A 12,931-nucleotide genomic window follows, 5' to 3' on the forward strand; every position below is an offset into this window, starting at 1 on the left:
GCTGTTCACATCTAAGCAAAGGATTTGAATGTTGATGCGTCCATCATCGAACAGTTGGCTAAGCGCCTTGATCAGTATGTTGATAGCCTTGTTTTTTTCGGCGGGTGCCATTGCGAATGCGTCCGAAAATCCATCGGTGAGCCCAAAAGAAAACGGCAAAAAAATCACCAAATTAAGGCTTCAACTCCACAGAGATCATCAGGCGCAGTTTGCCGGATTTTACGTGGCACAGTCCAGAAATTACTTTTCGGAAGACGGTCTCGAAGTTGAAATCATTCCGGGAGGCCCCGGCATCAACCCTATTACAGAGATTCAAGAGGGCAGGGCCGATATCGCAGTGACTTGGTTGAGCAATGCATGGCGACATTCCAAGCCAGCACAGTCCGTGACGAATATTGCCCAAATCTTTATCAATAGCTCCTTATTGATTATCTGCCGCTCGAGTGCGGGGATTTATGCGCCGAGGGATGTGATCGGCAAGAAAGTCGGTGTTTGGAATCTGGGCGATGAGTTGGTGGTCGAAGAGTGGATGCGCCGCATTAAGGTGCCAAAAGATCAAGTGGAATTTATCGAGCAACGCCCCGGAGGAATGGATCTGATCGAGGGCAAGGTGGCCTGCTCGACCGCGATGGACTACAACGAATATTGGCAAATCATTAATGCAGGAATTGATCCTTCGGATCTTATCGTCATCGCGGATAAAACGACTGTCCCGCATGTTGAAGATGGGTTGTACGTTTTGACAGACCGCCTGGGATCAGAACCATTTCGCGATGCCCTGGTCCGTTTCCTGCATGCGACGCGGAAAGGTTGGGATCAGGCGAACTTTTCTCCCACGTTGGCGATCGAAACCGTCACCAGAATCAAACCCGGGCTTAATCGTGAGCATCAGCGACACATGCTGGAAAATGTGTTGAATGATATTCACTTCAATAAGGAGCTGTTCGGGTTTTTCAATCTGAGCGATTACAACGATGCGGTGACAAAAACTCTTAAAAATGGTCAGACAAGCCTCGAGTCTTCAACTCTATGGACGCACAAAATATGGAATAGTTTGCGGGAGTTGGATGGAGTCATGCCTCCAATCACTGCAGCTACAAAACATTATGTTTCCACCGTTTTCCATTCCAGATATTTTGGGCTGTTCTTCATGATTGGCATATTGACTTTCGCATTGTCAGGCGTACTCGAGGCCATCAATCGAGGATATGACCTGTGGGGCAGACTGGTGCTAGCCTTTATTTCGGGTCTGGGAGGTGGAGTGATGCGAGATATCTTAATCGGCGGGGATCGCTATCCGTTGGCCTTTACAAAGAACATCACGCTACTAAGTGGCATTCTGCTGATTGTTTTGATTTCAGTCATTGTGACAATATTCAAGCGCGATTTGCACCATAGCAAGACCTTCAAGAAGGTCAAACTATTCGCTGATATTGTCGGTTTTGCGGTGCTGGCTACTGCTGGCGCCATGATTGCGATCATATCGAATCTTCATTGGCTCTGGGCACCGATTTGTGCTGCGCTGTCTTGTGCGGGAGGGGGGATGTTGCGAGATATTGTGCTCAACAACGAACCAGCGACATTCAAAGGCGTGATTTATGAGGAAATCGCGGTGATTGGTGCAGTTATTTTTGTATTTGGATTAATGATTTTTGCTAATCCTCTGGAGCATAGCGCCGTCCCTGTTTATTGGAGCATTGCCGCGTCACTTGGCCTCATCATAGTATTGCGCATACTCATCGCTCGCTACAACATCAAATATCCCAAAATATTGATGTGATTTAGCGCGAGATCGACTCGTCATCAAATCGGAGTGCTCGTTCTTTTAAAGAGCTGCAGATGAAAAGATAAGCCGTCATTGAAATCAGCAGCTGAAAGGGGAGCAATGCAACAAGCATGATGAATCCCGTGGCCATGAAACTGCCGTAGGACTCATCCGTGGGCGCCGATAAAAGAAAGCCAATCATCGTCAGTGCGGATAGCAGCGGTCCACTCGAAGTCAGCAAAATCGTCCAGCGCCAAAAATAGGGTGGTGAATAAGGGCGCGTAGTAGTCACTGGAAGCCAGCTGAACCATGCGACAAAGCCCAAGTAGGCAACGATATAAAAGGCGCTATCCAAAATGTTGGAAATTCTTAGTAAATGGAGGGATTAATCGGCTTTGAAACATGTCATAAATACAGGATGAGTGTAGCTGAGGCGATGTCAGGAATGAGAAGACCCCCTATGAGTTATGGGCACTCCAGCCTATCTGTTCTGGTAGGTTTAGACAGCCCCTTTTAGTTAGTGGGAGTCATTGTCCGGCGTGAAGTGGCGCGGGTAGACTCGACGATAGCTAACTGTCGGCTAGTCGGCGGATCATGTGGGGCTGAATTGAGTGCAAATCAAAGTATTAAAAAAAGATCAATTGGTATGCCCTACTACGTTGGCGCAACATTTATTGTTGTGCTGATTACCTTGTTTGCGGGTTTGATCCTCTGGCAAGAAGCCAAACAGAGGCAACAGCAATCACAGATGATGATGCAAAACGCGACGACTCTGTTGTCACATCACATCGAAGGTATTTTTAATGAAGCCGACACGCTTCTTCAGGCTGTCTCATTTCACTACCGAGATCAGCTTTTAATGGAAAAATTTAATCCCAAACGGTTTAATGATTATTTACAGCTGGCTTTATCTTGGGCCCCTGAGTTCAGCAACCTCGGTTTTCTTGATGCCAAAGGGATTTATCGTTTCGGGATTGATCAGGCGCAACCGATTGATTTGTCTGAGCGCGAATATTTCACTCTTCTACGAGACAAGCCGTCTGGATCCGCTGCGAATGGAATGATTTTTTCAGGACCAATTTTTACGAAATTGAGCCAAAGATGGGCGCTGGTATTGGCGCGAAGAGTAGATCATCCTGATGGCAGTTTTGCCGGTGTGCTGTTTGTCCGCTGGGATATCGATCGCTTAACTACCCTGTTGGAGTCCATCCATATCGGGCAGAAGGGAACGATTGAGTTGCGAACGAGCGATATGGTTCAGGTAAGTCGTTACCCTTCCATCGATCCTCCTGAGCTAGGACCCGGTAACAAAAGAGTCCCGGCGCATCTGAGTCGCATGCTGCAGATATCCCCCGAGGGTGGCTCTTATCGGGCAATCTCTGCCCTGGATCAAATTGAAAGGCACTACACCTACCTTAAGGTTGGCGAATATCCTTTTTTGATTTCTGCAGGCTTACAAGCTGGGTATAGCTTTGAAAACTGGAGTGTCAATACAAAACTCGTATTACTTTTGAGCGCATTGATGATATTGCTGACGGTGGCTGGAGCCAGACGCATGTACCGGCAGTCGCTGAGGCGGATTCAACAACAGCTTAATAGCTATGCCGTGCGCATTTTGACGGCTTCGCCGGTTGCGATGATGATGCTGGATTCAAATGGTCAGATTACCCATGCCAATCCCGCGGCAAAAAGATTGTTTGGCTACCCCGGCGACTTGCTGATAGGTACTGCTGTGGTTGCGCTTCATCCTGCGAGCAGTCAACTGAGTCAGGCCCAGAGACTCAAGCAGATCGATCAAGCTAGCGAGTTGATTACCGAGGCTGAATATGTCAGGCTCGACGGCTCCCCGTTTAGTGCTTTGCAGTCACTGGCGGCACTACCTGATATGGATGGAAACGTTAATCATTACATTGAAACAGTCGTTGATATTACCGATCTCAAGCTGGCGCAGGAACGTTTGAAAAAACAGGCTGAAACAGACAAGTTAACCGGGTTGCTGAACCGGCACTCTGGTGATCATGTCCTCACAGAGGCTGCCAGAATTGCTGAAAACACCGGCACGGCATTTTCGGTCATTATGTGTGACATTGATCACTTCAAGCGGGTGAACGACGTTTACGGTCATCCCGAAGGTGACCGAGTTTTGGTTAACGTGGCAAACATACTCAGGGATGCGGTGCGCGCCGGCGATCGCTGTATTCGCTGGGGAGGGGAGGAATTTCTGATTGTGTTGCCAGGATGTCCCTTGCCTGTCGCAACCAGTTTGGCGAAAGGGTTGTGCCTGCTGATTGCAGAATCAGACAATGAAAAAGTCGGTCCGGTCACGATGTCCTTTGGTGTAGCCCAATGGGTTCAACATGAATCCGTCAACGAACTCATCGAGCGCGTTGATCGCGCTTTGTATGAAGCCAAAAACTCAGGTCGTAATCGAGTCGTCATATCCGCATGTTGAGATATGTTGGCACCGCCCAGAATGGGAAAGCCATGCATTGACAAGAGTAGGTGATTCTGTTGTCATGCAGCAAATTATTTAAAAGTACATCGTTTGTAGTACCTAAATACCACTATTAACGATGTGGGTACTTATCTTCTAAGGATGTCCGAATGACCACCGAATCCGCGCCAAAAATCCTCGATTTACCAATTGGAATTTCCGCAACAGGCTTGCGTCAGGAATTCGACAGTATCGGTCAGGTTCAAGTGCCTGCCGATCATTATTGGGGCGCACAAACGCAACGTAGCTTGATCCACTTCAACATTGGCCATGACAAAATGCCCAAGGAGGTTTATCACGCTTATGGTTACGTCAAGAAAGCTGCGGCGATCGTGAATACCCAAGCTGGCCGCTTACCTGCTTGGAAGGGTCAGTTGATCCAAAAGGTCGCTGACGAGGTCATTACAGGCAAGCTTGATGCAGAGTTTCCGTTGTATGTCTGGCAAACCGGATCGGGTACGCAGTCCAACATGAACGTCAATGAGGTGATCTCCAACCGTTGTATTCAGCTGGTTGGCGGTACTCTGGGGTCTCAGGAGCCCGTGCACCCGAATGATCACGTGAATATGGGCCAGTCGAGTAACGATACATTTCCGACCGCGATGCATATCGCCGCCTACAAAATGGCGACGGAAAAAACCATTCCCGCGCTGAAGCGTTTGCGTGATGCGCTGGATGCGAAATCAAAGCAGTGGGCCAATATCGTCAAGATCGGACGTACGCACCTTGAAGATGCGACTCCTTTGACGGTCGGTCAAGAGTGGTCTGGTTATGTCGGTGCCTTGAACGATGCGATCGCGGACGTCGAGTATGCGACACAGGGATTGTTACAAGTCGCGATGGGTGGCACAGCAGTCGGAACTGGTTTGAATTCGCCCGTTGGCTTCGGTGATGCCGTCGCCGCAGAGTTGTCCAAGCTGACAGGTTTTGCCATTAAAACCGCTGACAACAAGTTCACTGCTCAGGGAACCTTGGATCGCATGGTGCGGGCGCACGCCGCTCTCAAGGCTGCCGCTGTGTCCTTATTTAAGATCGCCAACGATATGCGTTGGCTCGGCTCAGGCCCACGCACCGGTCTGATGGAAATGACTTTCCCATCCAACGAGCCTGGTTCTTCTATCATGCCCGGCAAGGTGAATCCTACGCAAGCTGAAGCTATGCTCATGGTCTGTATTCAGATCATGGGTTCGGACGTTGCTGTGCAGATGGGCGGTGCCGAGGGCAATTTTGAGCTCAATGCTTTCCGTCCGATCATTATCAGCAACTACTTGCACTCAGCTTTGATCATGGCCGATATGTCGGATCATTTCCGTGAGTACATGATTGAGGGCGCGGTGGTCAACGAGGCGCAGCTCAAAAATAACATCGACAACTCAGTCATGATGGTGACAGCGTTGTCGCCTGTGATTGGATACGATAAGGCCTCGTCGGTTGCGCACTACGCGATTGATCACAACACTACACTCAAGGCTGCGGCACTTGCCTGCGGTGTTGACGAGGCGTTGTACGACCGCGTTGTCGTGCCGATCAATATGACAAAACCTGGTTCTGCTGACATTCCCGCTAAGAAGGCCTGATCTTGGACTCGAATACTCAGACTAACCTCACAGGACGCCAAGCACTGCAACAACAAGTCGGCAGTCGTTTTTATGCTGATTGGAAAAGCAATGATCATCGTGCCAGGAGACTGGTGTCCGAGTTTATCGGAACATCCGGCCTGACCTTTGTTTTATCAGGTGGTGCGGCGATTCTCGCAGGATATGGGGGGGGTGATTTAGCCCCTTACCAGTATGCATTTATCTTGTCTGCGATCGCCGCCCTTTGGTTGACTGCTGCTGTGTATTTTCTGGGTGATATCTCTTCGCATTTCAATCCTGCGATGACGCTTGGTTTTGCGTTGCGAGGCGACATGGGTTTCCCCATGGCGCTTTGCTACATGGTGGTGCAGTTCATCGCTGCGGCAGCGGGCTCTGTGACTGCCGCAGCGCTCTTTGGCACGGGGGGTAATCTCGCTGCGACTGTTCCACAGCCGGATATGCATTACCAGGCGGTGATCCTCGAGGCGATTTTGACCTTTGGTATGGTTTTGTTAATTCTCGGGATGACAGATGGCCCCAAGCTTCTCGGTGGTTCAGTGCCACTGGCCGTTGGTGCATACGTGATGGCAATGGGGACGATGGGTGGCCCATTTGATGGTGCTGCGTTCAATCCGGCAAGAGCGTTTGGTCCTGATTTCGCAAGGGGAGATTTTTCAACATACTGGATCTATCCCTGCGGGTCACTGATTGGAGTGATCGTAGCGGTTGGTATCGCCAGATTTCTGCGCGGTCCTGCTAAAGCGCAGGAGGCGAATGCCGCGATGGGAAATCCGCTTGATCGTTGAAATAAAAATTAAATTGTTTTGTATGTTTAAAAATGTCTCGATTAAAAGTCGGGACATTTTTATTTGGGTGCCAAATCACTCTCGGCAATGATCCGCGCCCAGTTTTTTGAATAAGTCCTTTCGCGTTCAGAGAGAGTTTGACTGGGCATATAGTCAACGGTCAGCCCCAATCCGACGAGCCGTTGCTGCACATCGGGTATTTCCAAGACTTTTTTCAACGCATCGCTGTAGCGTTCCAGGGTCGCTTTCGGTGTGCCTTTGGGCGCGAAAATCCCGTAAAAGGGCAGATCCTCAAAGCCTTTGATGCCGAGCTCAGCGAAGGTGGGGGTATCAGGGAGTGCGGCTTGCCGCTGAGTTCCCATGACGGCGACCATGCGAAGTTTTCCTGCTTTTTGAAACTCAATGAAGTCTGGCACCGATGCTACGCCTGCGGGTATTTGCTTGCCCAACATGTCGGCGATCATGGGGGCGCTTCCCTTGTAGGGGACAGCGATCAGGTCGAGTTTGTATCGCGCAGCGAGAACTTTCACAAGAAACTCGGGTACTGATTGTGGCGCGGGCACGCCGATCGCGGCTTTGCCTTGCTGCGCTGAACGAACGGACTGAATGAATTGGTCAAGAGTCGTTTCTTTTAAATCACCAGACAAAGCGATTCCGTTGGCAAAGCTGGCAAAACCTGCGACGGGGACAAAATCCGTTTGAGGGTCGTAACCAGCTTTTTTGTTAATCAGCGGCAGGATTGAAATCGTATGGTCGTGTGAAAGAAAGAGGACTGAACCATCGGCTGGTGCTGTTTTCAGCGCCTGTGCCGCAATCTGTCCACCTGCGCCAGCGCGGTTTTCGATAATGACTGGGTTGCCAAGATTTTTGCTCAGCTGCTCGCCAATCACCCGCGCGATAGCGTCTGTGCCGCCACCGGCGGGGAAGCCCACCATCAGTTTGATGGGGGCATTCTGCGCAAAACTCGAGGCGCTGATTAGTGCGGATGCCAAAAATAAAGAAGCCTTCCGTACTTTATACCCTTTGATTTTGAACATGACACACTCACTTAGACCGAGACGACGGTGTTAAACCGAGATGACGGCGTCCAGTGCAACGACCCCCGATTTTTGAACCAGAAGCGGATTGATATCGATGCTTTGTATCTCTGGATATTTGCATGCCGTTTCACTGATTTTACAGAGAACATCGACTAATGCATCGCAATCAAGAGGTTCGCTACCCCGCCATCCCTTCAGTAAAGCCGCACCTTTAACTGAATCAATCAGTTGGTGGGCAGATGCTTTGTCAAGCGGCGCGCTTGCCATGGCAACGTCTTTAAAGAGCTCCACCATGATTCCGCCAAGTCCGAACATGATCATTGGTCCGAAGACAGGATCGCGATGCATGCCAACGAGTGTTTCGACACCCTTGTTGACCATCCTGGAAATCAGCACACCCTCGAGTCGAGCGTCTGGTTTTGCCGTTTTTGCACGCTGTATAAGGGTTTCGAAGCCTTTCTCAACCTCTGTGCTGTTGGAAAGTCCAAGTAACACGCCACCAATCTCTGTTTTATGCTGAATATCCGGAGAGAGAATTTTCGCGACGATCGGGTAACCAAATTCGTTGGCAGCCTGGACGGCTTCTTTTGCCGTGAGACAGACACGCTCTTCAATGACAGGAATCCCTTCTTGTCGAAGCAATTGTTTGGCTTTTGACTCGTCACTTGGATGAATAGCCAACTTAGACTTTTGGTTTGAGATGCTGAATGTTGGCATGCGTTCACGACGCTGGCGAATTTGACATGCGGCACTAATCGCGGCGATGGCTCTCGTCGGATCCTCGTAAACGGGGATGCCTGCTCCCTCAAGCTCCGCTCTGACTCCGGCTTCGCTAGGCATGATGACGACGACTAATCGGTCCTTGTATGCAGCCTTGAGCTTGAGCAATGCGTCGAGAGTATCCCGGAAAACAAGTGGCGCCAGTCCGTTGTTTGCGAGATAGAAAACTAAAGCATCGTCAGTCGTATGTTGCAAAATACACTGTCCGACATCGACAACGAGTTGTGGATTTGTGGCGACTTGAGCCGTTGTATCGTAGGGATTTCGACCTGCGCCGTACGGAAGCACCACAGCAAGTTGATCGATGAGCGCTTGTGAGAATGGTTTAATTTCCAATCCCATTCTTGCGCCATCATCCGCCATCAGAATGCCGATCCCGCCAGATACAGTGACAAGCGATAGCTTGTTATTGGCTGGCATGCGGCCATTGACCAGTAAATAAGCAATGTCGACCATTTCCTCGATGGAGCGGGCACGCCAAGCCCCTGTTTCACGCAAAATGGTGTCGTATACACGATCATCTCCAGCAAGTGAGCCAGTGTGGGTGGCGGCTGCCGCGGCACCCGCTTCCGAAGTGCCCACTTTCATCATGATGACCGCTTTGCCCGCAGAGGATGCTTTGTTAATAGCAGCGCGTAATTGGTCTCCGTTACGGCAGCTTTCCATCGAAGCGCAAATCACCTCTGTTTCGGGATCCTGAGCCAGGAAATCGATGCAATGGGCGACATCCACATCGGCTTCGTTGCCGGTCGCGAGCGTACGGCTCATACCGACTCCTCTCAGATCGGCCATGACATACGTACACGATCCAAAAGCGCCACTCTGCGTGATAAATGCGACTTTACCGGGCTTAGGCGCTGCACCTCTTGCAAAGGAGGTTGAAAACGTCGCGAATAATCCGTTCGATGGACTGAGCGCTCCGAGCGAGTTTGGACCCACCATCCGCATGCCAGCCTGTCGTGCGATTTCGACCAGATGATCCTGGGCGGCTTTGCCCTCAGGACCCATCTCACCAAAACCCGAGCTCAGTACTTGGACAACTTTGACGCCCTTTTTGGCGCAGTCGCGAAGAGATTCCTCGACCCGCGTGGAGGGAACAATAATGACAGCTTGATCGACGGGTCCGGGAATCGCTGATACCGAGGGGTAGGCGGTGAGTCCCTGAATTTCGGGTGAAGATGGATTGACAGGGTAGAGCTTTCCCTTGAAACCATAAGTTTTCATGTAATGAATGGCGCGACCACTTAATTTTTTGGGATCGCTTGAAGCTCCGACAATCGCGAGAGACTGAGGATTAAAAAGTGCGTCTAAATCGTGCATGCTGTTAGTCTGCCTTTGCTATTTCTTGATGTGCGCGCTCTGCGTGAAACTGACCATCACCGAATTCAAGGTTAGTCATCAAAATCCGTTTATTGAGTCGAGTCGCCCAGAGCTCTTCAGTCATTCCCATCCCGCCATGAACTTGAATGACAGTATGGGCGAGTTTGGGGCCCACTTGGGAAAGATAGAGTTTGAGAAGAGAGAGATCGCGGTTTGGAGCCTCCCCTGTATCATTGACTTTACGAGTGAATGCGCTGACAAACGCACGAATACTTTCGTATTTAGCGTAAACATCCGCAATGTAATGACGCAGTACTTGGAAGGTTGAAAGTGTGACACCAAATTGCTGTCGTTCACTTAAGTAACGAATGGTTTGCTCTAACGCGCAAGCCATGCTTGAGACGGCCTCAACACAGGCAAAGAGCGCACCATAATTGAACATGCGGTCATAGGCTTTTGAAAAATCAGGACCAGCTGCGATGCACCACTGATTTTTAAGCGGTTGAGCATCAAATGAGAGTGAAATACTATCGCGCGAATCAATGCGAATTTCATGACTGACTGTCAGATTGATGTCGTCTCGAGGGATGAGCCAAAGCGAGGGCGTACCCTCATGATTTGGACAGCACAGCAGAAAATGAGAGGCATCTGGAATGCACTCAACCCCAGCCACTTTTCCACTCAGTATTTGTAAATTTCCCTGTTGAGTGATGTTCAATGTCATTTCATGTGACATTTGTTTTAAAAATGGATCGAGCGGCTGATAAATCAGCTGAATATGAATCGATCCATCTGCCATTGAAGATAAAAGCGATGATTTGTCTTTTATATTGAGTGGCTCCAGCAAAATGGCGGGTAGACCCATGCCGGTGCCCAAAGGCAAGGGTAGTGCGTGTGTCGCAGTGCCTTCAAGTAAGGCACAGAAATCAAGCAAAGTACCACCAAGTCCTCCAGCGTTTTCGGGAATGAGGCACGCTGCCCAACCCAACTCAATGCATTCTTTCCATTTTTTTTCACGAAATTGTCTTTTTTGGTCGCTGGTGTGAAGACTACTGATTTCGTGTTCGGCATCTTTCGCAAAGCGAGACGCGGATTCCTGAAACTCGGAACCGAATATGGGTGTCGCAGTAAACGTCATAAGAGTCAGTGTCCAAAAATTTCACGGGCAATCATATTTTTCTGAACTTCGTTGCTGCCACCATAGATCGTGCGCACTCTTGAATAAAAATAATTCTGTAGCCAGAGTGCGGCTTGCGCGTTCCCGTCGAATTGTGTGTGCTCATCTATAGGCATGCTGGTTGCATACTCAGGTCCCATAACTTCCATTCCGATTTCGGTGATGGTTTGAAACAAGCCAGAGCTATTGATTTTGAGCACCGAGGGTTGAAGTCGGATCGGTTGTTTATTCATGACGGCATCGATCGCTTCAAGTCCGAGCTCCTGGATAGCCCTGAGTTCGGCTTCAACCGCAAGAAGACGGTATTCGATATTTTGTCTGCGATGCTGATGCACTGGGGTAGATAAGCGATCTTTGATGAGTGTGCGAGTCCTTTTGAGGTATTGAAAGAGCGGCGCAGTATTGGCAGAGTTCAGTCGCTCGCGTGCCAGTAGGAATTTCCCATATTTCCAACCATCACCGATTTCGCCAATACAGTCGGCAAGTGGCACCTCAACATTATCCAGAAACACTTCATTCACATGGTGCCAGCCATCAATCGTTCGGATGGGTCTGACAGTAATGCCTTTGGTGCGAACGGGAATAATGAGCAGACTAATACCTTCTTGTTTTCTGGACTCAACCGATGTTCGTACAAGCGTATACATCAGGTCGGACTCTTGTGCATGCGAGGTCCATGTTTTTTGTCCATTTACGATAAACACATCACCTTCGATGCGCGCATGAGTTTTAAGAGAGGCAAGATCGGAGCCGGAATTAGGCTCTGAGTAGCCTTGACACCACCACTCCGACCCATCCAGAATGCGGGGTAAATAGCGCGCCTTTTGACTCTCGGAGCCAAATTCGATGAGTACGGGTCCTATGTGGCGCAGACCATGATGGTACTGGGGAGGGCAGTCATTTTCGGCGAGAACTTCCCCGAAGATTGCCTGTTGCCTTGGGTTCCAACCTGTTCCACCATATTCGACAGGCCAATTAGGCGCTCCCCATCCGCGTGCAAATAGAATTTTTTGCCAGCGACTCCATGGCTCTCGCGACAGCTTGCGATTGAGCGCCATGATTTCTTTGATATCTGCCGGACAGTTTTTGCTGACGAACTCTTCTATTTCCGACCTGAATGCATCGTAATCAATGTCGTCTTTCAAATCATTGCTCATTATTCTTATTTCCAGATAGGACTAACGACCCTTGTAGACAGGTTTACGTTTTTCTTTAAAAGCAAGCAACGCTTCTTTGGTATCTTCTGTTTTACCAAGCGCCACGGTCATATTTTGTTCAAAGCGGTAGCCCTCTCGGCGGGGCATCACAGCAGTCACCTGAGCAGCTTGTTTTGCATAACTCAACGCAATAGGCGCTTTGCTTGCGATATCGTTGGCGATCTCCATGACATAAGGCATGAGTTCTTCAGGTGGAAGGCTCGCCTCGATCAGACCCAGACGATACATTTCATCTGCGTCTATTTTCATACCTGTAAAGAACATTCGGCGAGCGCGTGATTTTCCAAAAATACTTTGCAGCATCGCTGTGCCGCCGGCTAGACCTACATTGATTTCTGGCATCGAGAAGATCGCCGTATTGGATGCGACCCAAATATCGCATTGGGTCATGAGACCAAAACCAGCGCCCATCGCTGGACCATTGACTGCGGCGATCACCGGTTTACTGCATTCAATGATCGAGTTGCCGGCTTCACGTACCAGGCGATTGTGGTGCCAGTAGGCTCCAGGCTTGTCATTGAGTCCTGGACGTTCGCTCAGATCGGCGCCTGCGCAAAATATTTTTCCTTTCCCGGTAATGACAGCGACTTTTACGTCAGGTGCATCAGTAAAGTAGTCAAAGACCTGAATAATTTCACTCCGCATTTGCGCATTTTGTGCGTTATGAGGAGGACGATTCAAGGTGACCGTGGCAACTCCATTTGAAATGTCCAGTTCGAGTGTTTGCAGATCCATTTTTAACCTTAATCAGTAGG

10 protein-coding genes are annotated in these 12,931 nt (G+C 49.6%); 4 read left to right on the forward strand and 6 right to left on the reverse strand.

The annotated features are described in order from the left end of the window. Positions 1–34: 34 nt before the first annotated feature. Positions 35–1,780: an ABC transporter substrate-binding protein gene (locus QWY30_RS13035; protein ID WP_290241692.1), complete on the forward strand. Its 1,746-nt coding sequence runs from the start codon at positions 35–37 to the stop codon at positions 1,778–1,780. Between the two features lies 1 nt (position 1,781). Here the strand turns inward: QWY30_RS13035 and QWY30_RS13040 are convergent, their stop codons facing one another. Then, the gene (locus tag QWY30_RS13040) at positions 1,782–2,057 is read right to left on the reverse strand and encodes a hypothetical protein (protein ID WP_290241693.1); all 276 of its coding nucleotides are present in this window, start codon (positions 2,055–2,057) and stop codon (positions 1,782–1,784) included. Between the two features lie 354 nt (positions 2,058–2,411). Between QWY30_RS13040 and QWY30_RS13045 the strand changes: the two genes are divergently transcribed. From QWY30_RS13045 to QWY30_RS13055, 3 genes are all read left to right on the forward strand, one after another. Then, the gene (locus QWY30_RS13045; protein WP_290241694.1) at positions 2,412–4,217 is read left to right on the forward strand and encodes a sensor domain-containing diguanylate cyclase; all 1,806 of its coding nucleotides are present in this window, start codon (positions 2,412–2,414) and stop codon (positions 4,215–4,217) included. 152 nt (positions 4,218–4,369) lie between these two features. Continuing rightward, a complete protein-coding gene (locus QWY30_RS13050) occupies positions 4,370–5,836 on the forward strand; it encodes a class II fumarate hydratase (RefSeq protein WP_290241695.1) in 1,467 nt (488 codons plus the stop codon). 2 nt (positions 5,837–5,838) lie between these two features. Then, entirely contained in the window at positions 5,839–6,642 is an 804-nt protein-coding gene (locus QWY30_RS13055; protein WP_290241696.1) for an MIP/aquaporin family protein, read from the forward strand. A 59-nt stretch (positions 6,643–6,701) separates the two neighbouring features. On the opposite strand, the gene QWY30_RS13060 is transcribed toward QWY30_RS13055, so the two are convergent. Genes QWY30_RS13060 through QWY30_RS13080 form a run of 5 tightly spaced genes read right to left on the reverse strand, consistent with a single transcriptional unit; the run spans position 6,702 to position 12,911 of the window. Then, complete coding sequence (locus QWY30_RS13060) at positions 6,702–7,679, reverse strand: Bug family tripartite tricarboxylate transporter substrate binding protein (RefSeq protein WP_290241697.1); 978 nt, start codon at positions 7,677–7,679, stop codon at positions 6,702–6,704. 30 nt (positions 7,680–7,709) lie between these two features. Continuing rightward, positions 7,710–9,782, reverse strand: a complete 2,073-nt coding sequence (locus QWY30_RS13065) for an acetate--CoA ligase family protein (protein WP_290241698.1) — start codon at positions 9,780–9,782, stop codon at positions 7,710–7,712. A gap of 4 nt (positions 9,783–9,786) precedes the next feature. Then, on the reverse strand, positions 9,787–10,920 hold the full coding sequence (locus QWY30_RS13070) for an acyl-CoA dehydrogenase family protein (RefSeq protein ID WP_290241699.1): 1,134 nt from the start codon (positions 10,918–10,920) through the stop codon (positions 9,787–9,789). Between the two features lie 5 nt (positions 10,921–10,925). After that, positions 10,926–12,116, reverse strand: a complete 1,191-nt coding sequence (locus QWY30_RS13075) for an acyl-CoA dehydrogenase family protein (protein ID WP_290241700.1) — start codon at positions 12,114–12,116, stop codon at positions 10,926–10,928. 21 nt (positions 12,117–12,137) lie between these two features. Next, a complete protein-coding gene (locus tag QWY30_RS13080) occupies positions 12,138–12,911 on the reverse strand; it encodes an enoyl-CoA hydratase/isomerase family protein (RefSeq protein WP_290241701.1) in 774 nt (257 codons plus the stop codon). Between the last annotated feature and the right edge of the window lie 20 nt (positions 12,912–12,931).

This window comes from Zwartia panacis, from assembly GCF_030410395.1.
GTDB lineage: Bacteria > Pseudomonadota > Gammaproteobacteria > Burkholderiales > Burkholderiaceae_B > Zwartia > Zwartia panacis.